Origin of the sequence: Persicobacter psychrovividus (assembly GCF_036492425.1) — a bacterium.
Lineage (GTDB): Bacteria > Bacteroidota > Bacteroidia > Cytophagales > Cyclobacteriaceae > Persicobacter > Persicobacter psychrovividus.
In genome coordinates, this window is sequence record NZ_AP025293.1 from 250,075 (window position 1) to 266,806 (window position 16,732).

At 44.0% G+C, this 16,732-nt stretch carries 9 protein-coding genes; 2 read left to right on the plus strand and 7 right to left on the minus strand.

Translation table 11 applies throughout. The annotated features are described in order from the left end of the window. Nucleotides 1-15: 15 nt before the first annotated feature. The 6 genes from AABK40_RS14745 to AABK40_RS14770 all read right to left on the minus strand — a co-directional run bounded on the left by AABK40_RS14745 (nucleotide 16) and on the right by AABK40_RS14770 (nucleotide 10,412). Nucleotides 16-1,581, minus strand: coding sequence for a RagB/SusD family nutrient uptake outer membrane protein (locus AABK40_RS14745; protein ID WP_338398450.1), 1,566 nt, complete (start codon nucleotides 1,579-1,581; stop codon nucleotides 16-18). An 18-nt stretch (nucleotides 1,582-1,599) separates the two neighbouring features. Further along, complete coding sequence (locus AABK40_RS14750; RefSeq protein WP_338398451.1) at nucleotides 1,600-4,662, minus strand: SusC/RagA family TonB-linked outer membrane protein; 3,063 nt, start codon at nucleotides 4,660-4,662, stop codon at nucleotides 1,600-1,602. A 1,091-nt stretch (nucleotides 4,663-5,753) separates the two neighbouring features. Beyond that, nucleotides 5,754-5,942, minus strand: coding sequence for a hypothetical protein (locus tag AABK40_RS14755; protein ID WP_332921031.1), 189 nt, complete (start codon nucleotides 5,940-5,942; stop codon nucleotides 5,754-5,756). A gap of 1 nt (nucleotide 5,943) precedes the next feature. After that, on the minus strand, nucleotides 5,944-6,522 hold the full coding sequence (locus AABK40_RS14760; protein ID WP_332921030.1) for a hypothetical protein: 579 nt from the start codon (nucleotides 6,520-6,522) through the stop codon (nucleotides 5,944-5,946). Nucleotides 6,523-6,615: 93 nt separating this feature from the next. Continuing rightward, a complete protein-coding gene (locus AABK40_RS14765) occupies nucleotides 6,616-8,922 on the minus strand; it encodes a molybdopterin oxidoreductase family protein (RefSeq protein ID WP_338398452.1) in 2,307 nt (768 codons plus the stop codon). Between the two features lie 158 nt (nucleotides 8,923-9,080). Continuing rightward, on the minus strand, nucleotides 9,081-10,412 hold the full coding sequence (locus AABK40_RS14770; protein ID WP_338398453.1) for an alginate export family protein: 1,332 nt from the start codon (nucleotides 10,410-10,412) through the stop codon (nucleotides 9,081-9,083). Between the two features lie 267 nt (nucleotides 10,413-10,679). On the opposite strand from AABK40_RS14770, the gene AABK40_RS14775 reads away from it, so the two are divergent. Both AABK40_RS14775 and AABK40_RS14780 read left to right on the plus strand, forming a co-directional pair. After that, entirely contained in the window at nucleotides 10,680-11,426 is a 747-nt protein-coding gene (locus AABK40_RS14775) for a hypothetical protein (protein WP_338398454.1), read from the plus strand. Between the two features lie 115 nt (nucleotides 11,427-11,541). Then, a complete protein-coding gene (locus AABK40_RS14780) occupies nucleotides 11,542-13,104 on the plus strand; it encodes a SulP family inorganic anion transporter (RefSeq protein ID WP_421953318.1) in 1,563 nt (520 codons plus the stop codon). A gap of 193 nt (nucleotides 13,105-13,297) precedes the next feature. Here AABK40_RS14780 and AABK40_RS14785 read toward each other — a convergent pair whose 3' ends face one another. Beyond that, nucleotides 13,298-16,447: an AsmA-like C-terminal region-containing protein gene (locus tag AABK40_RS14785; protein ID WP_338398455.1), complete on the minus strand. Its 3,150-nt coding sequence runs from the start codon at nucleotides 16,445-16,447 to the stop codon at nucleotides 13,298-13,300. Between the last annotated feature and the right edge of the window lie 285 nt (nucleotides 16,448-16,732).

The following is a 16,732-nucleotide window of genomic DNA, read 5'->3' on the forward strand; positions in this document are numbered from 1 at the left end:
AATTTAATAAATGGACTAATAGCCAGGATTCTGCTCCAGGTTAGGATTTCTCAAAATATCATTCAAAGGAATAGGGAAAAGTTCTTTGCCCGGTCGATAATTCGTACTTTCCAATACCTTGTTGATATCCGCCATTGCAGGCAAGTTGGTTTTATGCTTACTCCATCGCGTCAGATCAAAGAAACGGTGATACTCCAGCGACAGCTCCAATCGTCTTTCGATAACGATTTTCTCGAAGAACTCTTCTTGCGTAAAAGTCCCATCCAATAGATCTGCCTGCGCTCTTGTGCGCAACTGATTGATCGCATCAATAGCCACTTGTGTAGGTCCACTTAACTCATTTTCCGCTTCTGCATAAAGCAATAGAATATCTGCATAACGCAATGCACGGAAATTAATCCCAGAATCAACAAAATTTTGTTTATCTGTTCCTTCAGCATACTTACGCACCCCACAGAAACCACCTTTCCAAGTGCCTTCCTCTGTTCTGTTGGTCCATTGCCCAGCCGCCACCGGGTTCTCAGCAATGGGGTTCCAATCACCCCAAACATCTCCCGGGCGAGCAATGGTGTACATTCTGCGGACACCACTTTCATCTGGGTGTGCGTCAAAGAAGTCATTCAACTCCGGTGATGGCAAACCATTGGCAAACTGCCCCGGGTCAATTGCTGTTGCTAACCACAACGCTTTGGAAGCATTTGGGGCATCCATATCAGGCCATGGAGAACCAAAACCAGACATGAACTGAACCTCAAAAACAGCCTCGGAATTGTTCTCATTATAACGGGTGAAGTTGTCTGAATAGTCTTCCACCAATTCATATTGTCCATACTTGCCACCAACCATGTCTTTCAAAATCGCATGTGCTTTGCTGTATTCGCCCTGGAACATATAAGCTTTGGCCAGGTAACCGGCAGCGGCTCCTTTGGTTGGGCGACCGATATCTTTGCCTTCATAACTTACCGGCAAGATTTCCATGGCTTTCTCCAAATCGGCATAGATGAACTCATACACTTCGTCAGCAGTATTTCTTTTCGGTTGGAAGAGTTCGTCCTCCAGAGAACCTGTAAAGGTACGGTCATAGATCGGCACCCCTCCGTAGAATCTTACCAACTGAAAATAATAAAAGGCACGCATGAAATGTGCTTCAGCCAAATAACGCTCCTGAACCTCTTTATGCTCAGGATAAAAATAAATCCCCGGCACTTTTTCCAGCACAGTGTTGGCCCGCTGAATCCCGACGAAAGAGGACTGCCAGGCATGGCGAATGTAACTGGCCGTAGAGGCATTGTAGCCGAAATCACCAAATTCAGTAAAGTGGAATCCTCCCGAGGTAATTTCCAGATCACCACTCATAAAACCCAACAGGTAGCGGAAGCGCTTGAACTGTCCCCACCAGTGCAAAGGAGAATACATGGCGGTAACGGCTTGCTCAGCGTGCATTTCTGTTTGATAGAAAGCGTCCGTATCGAGACTGGTATGGACTTTTGATTTTGATAAATAATCTTCACCACAACCCGGAGAGATCAGTACCCCTGCCAAAAGGAGCAATAAGAGATATTTTTGCTTAAAAATTTTCATAACAATAGGATCAAAAAATTAGAACTTGATATTTACACCACCAACAAAACTACGTGGGGTTGGGTACAATAATTGACTCGATACCGCACCGAAAACAACGGCGGGATCATAACCCGAGTAGTCCGAAATAGTGAATAAGTTCTGCGCTGAAACATAAACACGTAACCCTTTCAACCAGCTGATTTTATCCAACTGATGATCATTAAATGTATAACCTATTTGTACATTTTTTAATCTTATATACGAGGCATCCTCAACCCAATAAGAAGAAGCAACCTTGTTATTGGCTTCCGTCGCAGGAATATGACGATGACGTGTATTGCTTGGGTTGGTTGGTGTCCAGGCATCCAAAACGTCGGTGGTCATGTTGAAAGATCGCACATATCCGCTGTACTCATAAGAGGACTCATTGAAAACCTCATTGCCATAAACCCCCTGAAATTGTAGGCCGAAATCTAAATTCTTATAATTTCCACCGAAATTAAATCCATACATAATATCCTGATTACCATCACCAATGAAGGTACGGTCCTCATCGGTAATTTTTCCGTCACCATTGACATCCACATAACGCACATCTCCCGGCTTGGTTGGCTGACCTTCCATTGGCGTTGGGCCGGCATCAATCTCATCTTGTGACTGATAAATACCATCATGCTTGAAACCATAAATAGCGAAAAGGCTTTGTCCTGGCTCGATTCTGTTACGGAAGGTAAAGTGGGAAGAACGGTCACGCTCAATCGCCTCCAGGCCATCAATCAACTCCAATACTTCATTTTTAAGGAAAGTAATGTTACCGCCAATATTCAGGTTCACCGCCCCTACTTTGGTGTTGTAGTTGGTCGCAAATTCCCATCCTCGGTTCTGAACTGCTGCCGCATTCAGGAACATATTACCGAAGCCTGTCGCTTCAGGCAGAGAGTAACTCAACAGCAAATCTCTGGAGGTTTTCACAAAATAATCCGCCGTAAAGCTCAACTTATTATTAAAAGCCAACAAGTCCACCCCAACGTTCATTTGCTCTTGCTTTTCCCAAACCAAATTCGGGTTACCAATCTGTGGACTTGGCGCTACTCCTTGCGCTAATTCACCGCCGTTGAACACATAACGGGGGTTGTTATTCACCACTGATCGGGTGGCATTGGCATCGATCTGGTCGTTGCCCAAGAATCCCCAAGATCCACGCAATTTCAACTCATTAATTTCTTGCACATTGAAGAAATCTTCATTCGAGATATTCCAACCCGCTGAAGCAGAAAAGAAATTATCGAACATATTGCCCTTAGTAAACATCGAAGATCCATCGCGGCGGAAGTTCACTGTTGCCAAGTATTTCGAATCATAATCATAGATCGCACGACCCAAATAAGAAATGGTGCGGGTCTCGAAAATATTACCTTTTGGAATACCGTTGATGTTTGGCGAACCGTCGATCACTGGATATTCTGGTGACAAGTTTCCGCCAATGACAGAAATTGACTGGAAGGCACTGGCTGTATTCTGTACCGAATGACCTGCCAAAAGACCAAAATCATGCTTGCCAATTTTCCGTTTGAAATTCAGGGTATTCTCCAAAAGCAAAGCCTGATAATTGGATCTTTGCTCGTCCAATTGCGCACCGAAAGGCAAGCCCGGAGGCATAACTCCATTCCCTTGATCAAACTCTGGCGCCCACATTCTGTCGTGTGTATTGGAGATGTCCGCACCGGCATTCAGGCGATAAGTCAACCCTTCGATGATCTCAATCTCCGCAAACGCATTGGCTAAAAAGCGATTGATTTGCTTGATATCTTCTACCAAAGTCTGAGCTGCAACTGGATTCAGGATCTCACGATCACCATCAGCGATTTGATGACCGTTGAATCCTCCCAAGTTGTTAGGGTTATAAATCTCTACATTGGGAGAACTTGCCAAAGCCCAACGTAATGCGCCGAGATCACCCGCATCGCCCGTACCAGTGGCAAACTGATTGTCCCGGTTGTTTTGCGAGTAAAACATCGAAGTCCCGATTTTCAAACGACCCAACTGCGTATCGGTATTCAGACGCGCCGATGTTCTTTTGAAACCGGAGTTCATGATAATACCACCTTCATCATAGTGGTTCACCGAACCAAAATAGCGGGTCTTTGCATTTCCTCCGCTGAAAGTTACCTCATAATTATTGATCGCTGCAGGTCGTAGCACCGCATCCTGCCAATCGGTATCATGCTGTAAAGGCTTGTCCAAATTAGGAATACGAGGCATGCCGGCATTATCTCGGGCGGCATTCATGACATCACGGTATTGCTCCGAGTTCAGCATGTCCAACTTTTTAGAAGCGCTCTGCACCCCTGCAAAAAAGTTAAACCCTACCGTCGGCGCATCAGATGCTTTTCCTCTTTTGGTCGTAACGATGATCACCCCATTGGCTGCTCTCGCCCCATAAATGGCTGCTGCCGAAGCATCTTTAAGCACGTTCACCGACTCAATGTCAGCCGGGTTAATGGAAGAAATCCCCTGTCCATTGGTCATGATCACATTGTCAATCACAATTAAAGGATTACTACCTCCATTGATCGTACCTGTACCACGAACACGAATCGTCGTTTCCTCCCCTGGCTGCCCAGACTCTCCAACCACTTGCAGACCGGCAATCTGGCCTTGCAATGCATTGGCGAAATCCGCTACCGGACGACCTTCCAATGCTTTGGCGTCCACGGCAGCAATAGCACCGGAAATATTTTTCTTCTTTTGGGTTCCGTAACCAATCACCACCAATTCCTCCAATTCGGCAATATCCTCTTGCAGGATCACATTGAAGTTCGATTGGTTCCCCACTTTAATCTCTTGATCTATATAACCCACGAAGGAAATCACCAATACTGAATTGGCACCGTCAGACAGGTTTAAATTAAATTGGCCATTGAAATCGGTAATCGATCCATTGGTCGTTCCTTTTTCAACCACACTGGCACCAATTAAGGGGTTTTTATTCGTGTCAGTTATCTCTCCTTTGATCGTTTGCGCCCATGCGGAATGGGCCATCATCGAGAGTAGTAGCACAAGCATCGTAAGATACTTTTTCTGATAGTATTTGGTCATAATGAAAAATTTAGGTCACCGATAGGTGAATTAAAAAAATAGGTTTGCACAAACTATAGCGATCAATGTAGGCGCCATCGTCACTGAAACACTACTTATATAAAAAAATGAAGAAAAATTTTTCTGCAGGTTTATGAATAGAACAATTCTGAATTCAAGACATTTGGAGTTAAAAGGCTGACAAATCAATGATATACGTCATTAAATTGGGTAATTAACCCCAAAAAATCAATGATGCGTATCGCTAAATTATTCTATCATCAGAAAATACCCCAAGTCCAAAAATTGCACTATTTGAATAACATTAAAATAAAGATAACTAAAAATAGGTAGGTACATAAACAAAATAAGATGCTAATTCACGTGAAATAAAGCATAATATTATTCGTTTGTTATTCAATTATTTTACTTTAAACAATTCCCGCCGCTAATATTAACAAGAATGGATCGTTGATACATAATATCAACAAAAACAATTTTCTATTAAAAAAATTATACACTTTAAATAAAAATAAAATAGCTTTTACAGAATAATAACGTAACTTAATTAATTAAACTAAAAACTATCCTTGACCAACAAAAAACTAAAGCGACTGTAATTCAACCCGTTAACGCCCTAAATACTATTTTCAATCAACCGGTTATTTTTCGCGCCTATAAAATATTATTTACGCACCCAAAAACGCCACTCCCTCCCTTCTGTTATCGCCTTTGCAGTCTGTGCCTACATTAGCCTGTCGAAAATATGAAATTATTCCACACAAAAATGAGATTTATGGTGTGTAGGGACGTTGCATGCAACGTCCCTACCGATAGGTACAAAAATATTCGACAGCCCATGCCTACATACCCAAAATATTAAGGTGAAATGGTCTACGTGCTGGTGAAAAAACCGCACAGGCAACACCGTCTATTTGAAGTTCAGCGCAAGTGAATGACCCATCAACGGCTCACATGGAAATACACTATCACGACATCGCATAAATATTGCCCACCTACCCCAGTCGGTTTTATGGGTCTCCATGAAAAATATGGACATAAAAAAAGCACCTGCAAAACAGGTGCTTTCTAATAACATTCGATATTTGTATCTAAATCAGATCCTTGTTACGAAGATCTTTAAGGATTTCGTAGGTCGCCATGGCAATCGCTACCAAAAAACATGGTGTTGCAACAAAGACGAACAAGAACATCAAAACGGGCGTCGGGTGAAACATATAAGGGATGGTAATCAACATCCCGAAGATGGTAAACAGACTTTCAATGAATACTCTTCTCATCTTAATATTCTTTTAGTTTTTCGCGAATACGCTCCACTTGTTCGGGTGAAGTGTCTAACTTTTCATAATCTGGGTGCCCTGGCGTTCTGCGAACAGCTTCAGGGTGCGCACGACCATGACAATTCAAACAGCTGATGGTTTTTCTGGTCGCTAAATTTTCCAATACCGGAACGTGCTCCTGTACGGCGTGGAATTTCTTCGTTCCTTCATGACAGTTCAAACAGTTCTGATAGTTGAACTCCCCACGGTATTTAATCGGTTCGTGGTAAGTCCCTGTCACATACTTCATCAGGTGGCGATATCCATCCATTTTACCTTTCAAAGTTCCTGTAAAGCCATAATCCTCATGACAAGAATAACAGGCTTCCTTCTGAATATACCCTTTCTGAAAGTGGCGTGCTGCCAAAGTGCTTGAGTTCGGATCCATCAGGTCGTTCCCCATAGGTGCCATTACGTGGCAACCCACACAGGACTTTGTTTCTTTCATTCCCACAAAAACGTGGTAATTGGCAAAGACAATGGACGCCAAAGGAATTAAAATAATCGCAAAAAGAACAGTTATCCTAACTGTTTGCGTCATACGTCGTCTATTTTTCCGCAATCGGTAAAATAAGATCACCTCGGCAATTAATACGAGGACGGCTATAATTTTCAATACTCCTTCCATAACGAATTAAGCTTTATTAGCGGCTACTTTTTCAATTTTCACTCGGGTGACTTTATAATCAGGCTGCTTGGAATAAGGATCATGATCATCAGAAACCACCTGGTTAATAATGAAAGACTTATCATAAAAGGCGGCGAAAACCACACCTGGCGTTTCCAGCTCAGAAATTTCCAGTTTGCCGGTCATTGTCCCACGTGAAGAAGTTACCCGGATGGTATCCCCCGTTTTCACATTATAATGTGAGGCATCTTGCGGATGCAATTTGAAACGGCCCGGACCCGACTGTGTGTTTAGTTCCTTCACAGTGGTGGTCATTGAGCCCGTATGCCACTGCGAAATTACACGGCCTGTCGTTAGATAGATAGGGAACTCATCATTCACCTGTTCGTTTCCACGGATGTAAGGGCGTAAAAACACGTTCGCTTTACCATCTTTATGTCCGTAGAAGAATACCTCCTTACCTTGCGGCACAAAAGGATCACCAGGAATATAACGACGGGCAGTTCCAGGGTGCTTTTCATCAGGGCAAGGCCACTGCAGCCCGCGTTCTTCCTTCAGACGATCACGGGTAATGCCTTCAAAGTTATATTTGGAATGCGAAGAAAGATGACGGTACTCTTCCCAAACTTCAGCAGAAGTTTTTGAGGAAATAAAATCACCATATCCAATGCGTTCAGCAAAGTCTACCAAAATATCAAGATCAGAGCGAGATTCCGCATAAGGCTCCACCAACTTTTCAATCAATTGATAACGGCGTTCGGTTTGCCCGTACACCCCTTCTTTCTCGATATACAATGCGGCAGGTAACACCACATCAGCATATTTGATGGTTTCAGAATCGAAAGCATCAGCAACCACCATAAAGGTTTTTTCCATTCCCGGTTTGTAATGGTCGATGTTTGGCATCGATTGAGCAGGATTGGTACACATCACCAGAACGGCCTTCACCTTCTCATCATTCATTGCCTGAAACAAAGAGAGCGCATTATAACCTGGCTTTGGCTGAATACGCCCGGCAGGTACACCCCACAATTTCTCCATTTCCGCACGATGCTCAGGCTTTTTGATTAATCGGCCATGAGGCAAAATGTGTGACAAAGAACCGGTATCACGAACACCTCCACAGGCGTTACACTGGCCTGTCATGGAAAGTGGTGTGGCGCCTTTTTTATTAATTTGCCCTGTTACCAGGTGCAGGGAATTCATGGTATTGTTAAGGAACACGCCCTGAACACGCTGGTTCAAGCCCATGGTCCATAATGACATGGAAGATTTTGCTTTTGCGAAGTAGTAAGCCACCTCACGAATTTGAGGCGCAGAAACCCCCAACTCTTCCTCCACTTTTTCAGGAGAATAATCTTCAAGGAAAGTCTTGAATTCCTCGAAACTTACCGTATCAGAACCTTTCTTGAAATTAATATGCTGCTGCACATATTCCTCACTTTGCCAACCTTCCTTTACAATAACATGTAACATTGCGTTGAGCAATAGCAGGTCGGTACCCGGAACTACCGGCAGGTAAAAATCAGCATGGTCTGCGGTTTTTGTACGCCGCGGATCCACCACAATAATTTTCACATCTTTGCCAGAATCTTTACGACGCATGATACGCTCCCAAATGGGCGGGTGACACTCATAGGTATTGGAACCGATGATAAAAAACGTGTCCGCATGGTCGATATCATCGAAACAACCTGCAGGCTCATCCTTACCGAAAACCTGGGTATAGCCCACCGCTGCCGACGCCATACAAAGTCGTGGGTTTCCATCTACGTTATTGGTCCCAATTCCACCTTTAAACAATTTATTGGCGGTATAAGATTCCTCGATGAACAACTGCCCTGAACCATAATAGGCAACGCTGTTTGGTCCATGGTCTTTAATCGATGTTTTGAACTTGTCCGCAACGAGCGTCATGGCTTCGTCCCAACTTGCCGGTTCAAGCTTGCCATTCTTACGAATCATAGGCTGCTTCAATCGATGGTCTTTTTTCTCCATCAATTCTGCCAGCAATGACCCTTTAATACAAATCACGCCTTTATTATGTGCTTCTTCGTCACCACGGACGCGCGCGAGTTTTTTATTTTCATCCATCCCCAGCATCACACCACAACCTGTACCGCAGTAACGACAAACAGATTTATGCCATGATTTCACAGGACCTTCATTGACCATCAGCTCAGTAACCGCCCATCCTGTTCCGGTAAGGGCGGTTACAGCCACGATTCCACCAGCAAGCTTTATAAACGAGCGCCGGTCTAATCGATGGATATCTTCGTCCTTCTCAAAATCATCATTATTGTTCGGATCCATAATTATTTTCTTATAGTTTAATGTATTGGATTCATCAGAATTTAACCAAATTTATGCAGATAATCACCATCCTGTGAGTAATAAATATAAATTAGCTAAGTAATGAATTTCGAAGATACTAATGTTTTTCAACTGATCATAAATTTATAAATATCTTACTAAAATTTTCCTTTGAAAATCACCGGATTGATGTTGATACTTAGCCAACCCCAATTTTGAACATCTGAAGAATCTCCTTGAGGATATAAATATTCCATGGAATCGTCGGCAATCATTTGCGAGTAGCCACCCATCAAAGTAACGTATTTCATTACAGCATACTTAAAGGTCAAATCCACTTCTGTTCCGAGGTATTTGTTCAGGTCTCCACCGTTACCATCTTTAATATCAGCAGCAGCATGGAACACGTGCCCACCGAGCCCGAAGCCCAAACGACTGTTGGCTTTCCAATTGACCTGCAAATACTTATCAAACAGACCCACATTCCCCAAATGATTTCCCACGTAGAAATAATCCATCAAACCGTAGAATTTATGGTGTGTACCATACAGCGGATCAAAGGCATTATTTTTGCCGTTACCATCAAAAGTTACTGATCCGTTATTATCGACTACCGCATCATTACCTGAAACCAAATCGGCTCCAACAGCAAAATTAAAGGCACTTCCTTCTGGTTTAAATCCAATTTTCAAGGCTGCAAGAAAAGCATCTACTTCACGGGAAGCACCATTATCTCCCAACTGATGATAGTAAGTACCATAAATACTAAAAGCACCAATTTTATAATCGATATTGGCACCCAAAGTCTGCTCATAATTAATGCCGTCCGCAGCATTGTTGGCATCGAGTTTCTGGTAACCTAAATTGATCGCCAGCACAGACAATTTCAAGTTTTCTGTAAATGCATTTTCAAACCATAAATATTGCATGGTTTTATAAGGCTGCCCACCGGGAAGAAATACAGGATCAAATTTCTTTTCAGAATTCTGGGAGTACGCCAGACCAATATGCGCTTTGAAAGTGTTAAGGTCGAATTTGGTGAGCAAAAGGTCATGCCACCTTCCAGAAACCTGCCAATCCAATCCCCCTAAAATTCGCTGATCATCATAGGACACCATCTGGCGACCAATTCTAAATGACACCACCTCTGAAGCTTTAATCTCCGCCCATGCTTCATTGAACATGACCGTTCCCTGCGACTCAATCTGTGGTGTTGCACCATAAACGCCAACATTCTGCCCAGAAAGCCCTAATTTCAGTCGGCCACTTTTATCGGTAAAGTAAATGCTAAGCCGTGCTCTGTTATTGATAAAAAAGGCGGGGTCAGCGTCTTTAGGCAATAGGCCAAGAACACCATCCCGATATTCAGCACGAGGCCTGATTTGTAGTTTCATTTCAAGGGAAGATTTTTCATCCTCCGGCGAATCCTGTGCTTGTGCCGTAAACGACAATCCGAGGCACAACGCTAATAACAGGTACAAATTTCTCATAAGGGTTTGATTTGGTTTCAATTATGAAAAGGACGAAACTGACGGGTAAGTAATTAATTTTTGAAGATTCCAATTATTGATTTACCCTTGAAGCGCTTCAATCCTAACATTACATACCATTTAAAGCCCCATTTGTTTATTCACCCCCAAAAATGGTTACCTTTACCATATTGGAAATCACCATATAAAGTCAATTTTTCAGGGATCAATGGCAAAAAAACAGGCCTAACCCGGTCCCTTTTTATTCAACATAAACCCCATTAACCGATGTATTTTAAGCACTTAACCTATCATTTTGGCGTGATCATGTTGCTTTTTGGCTGCGCTGTAAGTCAAGAAAGCAATGAACCTTTACCATGTAAGGATATTGCCAATTGTATTCCTGTTGACGCTGAACTTGGTCAACAAACCGAAATCACGGACCCACAGGGCAACATTTACCAGATCGGATTCGACCAGGTTTCCGCTAATAATCAGGACAGCTATATCATCAAAAAAGACCCCAGCGGTCAGCAATTATGGAAGCATTATTACGATCAGTCACCGGTAGACAGCAAAGGGCTTATGATCAGTATCGACAGTAATGAACAGCTGTGGGCCATATTCACCGTTGATGGTGGAAGTTACGATGAAGGTTACCTGACCAAAAACCACGTGGAAACCGATGCCTTCAAGCAAGTGTACGCCAGCAGTTATGGAAATGGCGGCGGCCCTCGGGTGGTTGTCCTGGCCCGTATCCACCCTTCTTCGGGGAAGATTATCAAAGGGACATTTCTGACGGCACGACTCAACAGCGGAAAAACAAATGGCTTCAATATAACGAAAATGGGATTCAGCAACGGACATGTTGCGCTTCTCGCAGAAACTGCCGCATGGCCTCCAGGTGCGGGCAGACAATATCAAAAAATGGCGGATATTACTGATGCCGACCGGATCGACAACGCTTTCCATTTGTACTATGAGGTTGCCACTTCACTTGATGCCATTGAGAGCGCCAAGCTGATCCGGGAATGATTAAATTTTTGTTAAATTTAAATTTAAATTAACATCAACATTGTAGGGCGCTACCTGACATTGAAGTATATTCGCAACTTCAATTATTTTACACACCATAGAAAAAAAACCTACATTGCAGATCTCTCAAGAACAATTGGTCCGAAATAATACGGGCCAGCAGAAAATCAACTACAAGAATGAAGTCCTCTCTGGACTGACCGTAGCATTGGCTTTAGTCCCTGAGGCAGTGGCCTTTGCTTTTGTGGCTGGCGTTGACCCACTGGTGGGCCTTTACGCCGCATTTATCGTCGGGCTAATTACCTCAGCAATAGGTGGGCGCCCAGGCATGATTTCTGGTGCAACGGGTGCATTGGCAGTGGTGATGGTCAGTCTTGTGGCCACGCACGGCATCGAATACCTGTTTGCCACCGTCGTATTGATGGGGATCCTACAAGTCTCAGCGGGGCTTTTACGCCTGGGCAAATTCGTAAGAATGATTCCGCATCCCGTAATGCTTGGTTTTGTGAATGGCCTTGCGATCGTCATTTTCCTGGCCCAGCTTCCGCAGTTTAAAACCATCACTACGGATGGGCAGGCTGCAAGCTGGATGGAAGGCACTTCACTTTTATTAATGGTGGGGCTTGTATTGGCGACAATGGCTATTATTTACATTACGCCAAAAATCACCAAAGCTATTCCAGCACCCTTGGCGGCCATATTAATCGTTTCTTTGGTGGCTATTGGTTTCAGTCTGCCAACAAAAACGGTGGGCGACCTGGCATCTGTTTCTGGCGGATTGCCTTCTTTCCATATTCCAATGGTACCGATCAATCTGGAAACGATCAAAGTGATTTTCCCTTATGCCATGATTTTGGCTTCTATCGGATTGATTGAGTCGCTGATGACCCTTCAATTGGTGGATGAGGTAACGGAAACACACGGAAACTCGAACCGAGAGTGTATGGCGCAGGGTGCAGCCAATATTGTTACTGGCTTTTTTGGCGGCATGGGTGGCTGTGCGATGATCGGGCAGTCGATGATTAATGTAAACTCTGGAGGACGTTCAAGAATTTCGGGGATTTCTGCCGCATTATTTTTGCTGACTTTCATTCTTTTTGGCTCAAGCCTAATCGAGATGATTCCCATTGCAGCCCTGACTGGCGTGATGTTCATGGTCGTGATTGGCACCTTTGCGTGGTCAAGTTTCCGGATTATCAATAAAATCCCAAAAACCGATGCCTTTGTCTTGATCTTGGTTTCTGGCCTGACGGTCGCCTTTGATTTGGCCATTGCAGTGGCTGCAGGGATCATTGTGTCGGCACTCGTATTTGCCTGGGAGAGCGCTGTACGCATTCGTGCCCGCAAATATGTGGACGATAAAGGAGTGAAGCACTATGAAATCTTCGGGCCGTTATTTTTTGGTTCTGTGAAAGCTTTCAATGAAAAATTTGAGCCTGTAAGTGACCCTCAGGTGGTGATTATTGATTTTATGGAATCGAGAGTTACCGACCATAGCGGCATTGAGGCCGTGAGTAAAATTGCTGAAAAATATGCGCGTCTTGGCAAGGAATTGCACTTGCGTCACCTTTCAGCAGACTGCCGCGCGATGCTCAAAAAGGCCGACTATATTGTGGACATCAATGTGATGGAAGACCCTGAATATGGTGTAGCGATGGACAATCCTCCATTGGCTTAACAACGCTTCAAACCCGCAAATATCACCCCTTATTTTTTTTGACGGCTTCCGGCAAAGGCACGCTTTAACCCAAACTGGAAACATCAATATAGGATATCATCTGTTGGTGAAAATATAAAATCACAATAAAGGGCTGTAGCACTGAAATGGTGCGACAGCCCTTTTTTTTATCTCTTCCGTCTTGCTTCGGGGACTATTGTTTGTGTTTTTTTCCCAGCTTGATATTATAGTCGTCCATATTTCCTGATACTGAAACATGAACATATTTACCCCCTGTGTCGGTCATGATTTCATCTTCCTTCCCCGCTTTCTTTTTCCGTTTCACAAGCATATTCCAGCCTACTCCACGAATTAGTTTGAAGGGCACCTCTACCCCATAATCGAGTTGGCCATCGAGGTTTTGCGCCCCAGAAAAGTAAATCTGCCCGATCGTCGAGGCGATGTTCATACGAGGAATAAAGAAGGTGTTGTCTTCGAGGCGGAAGGTGTTTTGCATCTCCGCAAACCGAATATGGTTCAAATCTTTATTGCTGAAAAATTTGGCCATCGCAGCCAAAGGGCCAAAATCAATAATCGACCCCTTGGTGATGTCCGCCTGAATCACCGCTTTCGACTTGGGAATATTAAGACTAAAGTCTGGTGCCATTTTCAATGTACTTTCAATACTGGCATTCAGGTTACCCGCAAAATTCTTCCGCATATCGATGGTATCTTCCTCATAGGCCATCTGAAAATCAATCTTGTTCAAGGCCACATCCTTCAGTTCAATATGTCCATCCATGGTGTAGGCGGTGCTGTCAGAAAAATCAAGCCCACCATTGAGTTTCGCTCGGCCATCGGCAAAATCGACATGTAGATCGCTCAGGTTGATGCTTTTATTTGCAGAAGATTTCAGCTTCCCATTGATATGAATATAATTCGCCCGCATAAAATGCAGGGTGTCGATATTGACATCAAAAGTGAAGTTTGGAAAGTGCATCGAGCTCAGGGAAGTACTTTCAGAATCCCCCTCCGCACCAGCCACATCGGTGGTATCCTCCTCCGGTAATTCCACACGTGCCAATTCGTTGAAATCAAGGTATTTTGCGCCAATAGCGGCCATTCCTTCAGGAAGGTAGCCTTCCGCCTTTGGCCACTTGACTGCCGCTTTACCATAAAAATCACTTCGCCCGATTTTCCCCTGAAGCTGATCAACCACCAGCCCAATACTGTCTGAAACCATGCTGAACTTAACGTCGGAAATGGCCATGGGCAACAGGGTGGTTTTTCCTGCAAGTGTATCCATATGCAGCACCACCGACGGCATCCCAGCATTGGCCAGCAAGGTGCGGTTCGGCACCGTTACCCTGCCCTGTGCAATAAAGTTCAAAAGTTTCTCCTTACGGTAGGTGCGCGGCACAAAATAGGTTTTTTCATATTTCAGAATATCCTTCACCCGCACCTTTCCCGACGTAAAATTAAAGGCGACATGGAGGGAATCATTTTCATCGGCACGGGCAAGGCTCGCATAATTGTCCACCACCCCATTAAGATGAAAATCGGACCGACCAATCAGCCCTTTCAGGTGATCAAGGTGAATATCCTCTTTCGACACCACCAGTTCACCCCGAACTTTCTGTATCTCTTTTAACCCATGCGGATGCAGCGTCAGGTCATTCAGCACTATTCGACCAATCGGCAACATCGGGTTTTTGAATCCTTTAAAGGTGGTGGCCATATTCATGTCGATCATCAAATTTTCCAATTTCCATTTATCCACAAGATTTTGCTTTGCCGAATCGTAAGGAAGAAAGTCTGCGAGCGCAAAATAGGGAGAAGAAAACTGCACTTTTACATCCACAGAATCAGATTCATGGCGCGCCATTTTCAGCGGATCCTTAATACTCGCATGTCCCACCATACTGGATTTTCCCATTTTCACGCTGAACTCCTTGATCTGTGCAAGTTCTGGGCTGACTGCCACCTCCAAATTGGCTTTGTCAAGGGTTTTGTTCAAGGGCTCGAAAAAGAAGTGCAGATTTTTAATGCCCATATTGGCATGTCCCGTCATATTCATCTTGTCAGCAATCGTAACTGAACAATCGCCATTGGTCACAATATCCCCTTTTACATCGCCCATCTTGACCATAATGAAGGCAGGGGCAAAAACGCTCAAATCGACTTTCCCATCCCAGTGCGCCGTCATTTTCGGGTGCTCAATATTTTCGATCAGCCCTTTGGTATTGAAATAAGCGGATTCAGACTGAATAAACAGGCGGTCGATATCCAGCTTTCCATGCATAAAATCTTCGCCAGCGAGCGTCTCCCCCTTCATCTGAATGGCAATCATTTTCAGGTTTACATCCTTATTTTTAAAACTGACAGAATCCACATCAACCGTTGCATTGACCGCAGGGGTAACGGCCCCTTTTTCCCCTTTAAGGTTCACGGAAAAACGAACGTGCGCCTCAGGGTTATAATCATTTTCGCCATGCAACATCCCATCGAAAATGGTATAAAGTACACTCGCTCCTTCATCATCGAACTGACAATGAAAATTGGTCAGCCCTTTATTTCCCATCTCGTAAATACCCTGAGCATCAAGCTTGGCGGATTTCACCTTCAGGTTGGCATGATTGACCGACACCAAACCCGAAGAATCATAGGCCGCATCCACGGCCATACTTATTGGCTGACGCGACAGGGCAATGGCGATATTCTGCAAACTGTCAAGGCTGCCATCGAGCTGAAAATCTGCCGAAGATTCCGACAGGCTATATTGGGCATTCCCCCGCAGGCGGTCAATACTTGCCCCCATATATTCCCAGCTAACATCGTTATTATAAGTCAGTGAAACACTGTCCACGGCTACGGCATTCACTTTCACCTGCATATCAAAGCTGCTGCTATCGGCGGGCAGGCTGTCCGCAGATGCCATAAATATTTTATTCAGATTGATGGTAGAGTCTTCCGCTATCCGATAGTCCACCACCCCATTTTTTAAAGACAGGCTGTCGATCAGCAATTCATTACTGAGCAACTTCCACACATTGACCGACGCCCGCACCTGCCCGAGCCGAATCACTGCATCGGTTTTCGGTTCGCCAAGCGTATCCAGCTCATGCACCGAAAGGTTGTTCATCTGAACTTTCACCAAAGGGAAGGACGACAAACTGGCCATTTGCACCTGCTGCACCTCAATTTTACCTTGTAGGTCCCGATTGAATTGTTCAAGCCCCTTTTGCGCCAATGGCTGAACGGCCATGGGCAAAGCCAAAACGAGCCCCAAAAGCAAAACGGCCACCACGATGAGCCCAATACCTACCACCTTTAAAAAGGTTTTACCTGTCCTTTTTTCAATCATCTGAATATCGAAATAATTGTAATTTTCTAATCAGTAAAATGCCACAAATAACAGTCCAACTACCATAAAAAAGCATTTTCGCAGTCCTTTACCACTGAATTTTAATATCATCAGGATAATCTAACATCGTATTAACCTGTCTTGATTATCTGAATAACCCCATAGCCGCAACTTAGGTTTGATCGTACCCGCAAGCGGAACAAACAACAATGACGAAAAGTGAATGAAAAAAAACAGCCAAACCATTACGAATTTCGGAATTCAATGCTTAGTTTATTAAAAAAA

Bases quoted from the DNA above. Each gene is read 5' to 3' on its own strand.
- AABK40_RS14745 (WP_338398450.1), bottom strand. From the start codon at position 1,581: ATGAAAATTTTTAAGCAAAAATATCTCTTATTGCTCCTTTTGGCAGGG.
- AABK40_RS14750 (WP_338398451.1), bottom strand. From the start codon at position 4,662: ATGACCAAATACTATCAGAAAAAGTATCTTACGATGCTTGTGCTACTA.
- AABK40_RS14755 (WP_332921031.1), bottom strand. From the start codon at position 5,942: ATGAGAAGAGTATTCATTGAAAGTCTGTTTACCATCTTCGGGATGTTG.
- AABK40_RS14760 (WP_332921030.1), bottom strand. From the start codon at position 6,522: ATGACGCAAACAGTTAGGATAACTGTTCTTTTTGCGATTATTTTAATT.
- AABK40_RS14765 (WP_338398452.1), bottom strand. From the start codon at position 8,922: ATGGATCCGAACAATAATGATGATTTTGAGAAGGACGAAGATATCCAT.
- AABK40_RS14770 (WP_338398453.1), bottom strand. From the start codon at position 10,412: ATGAGAAATTTGTACCTGTTATTAGCGTTGTGCCTCGGATTGTCGTTT.
- AABK40_RS14775 (WP_338398454.1), top strand. From the start codon at position 10,680: ATGTATTTTAAGCACTTAACCTATCATTTTGGCGTGATCATGTTGCTT.
- AABK40_RS14785 (WP_338398455.1), bottom strand. From the start codon at position 16,447: ATGATTGAAAAAAGGACAGGTAAAACCTTTTTAAAGGTGGTAGGTATT.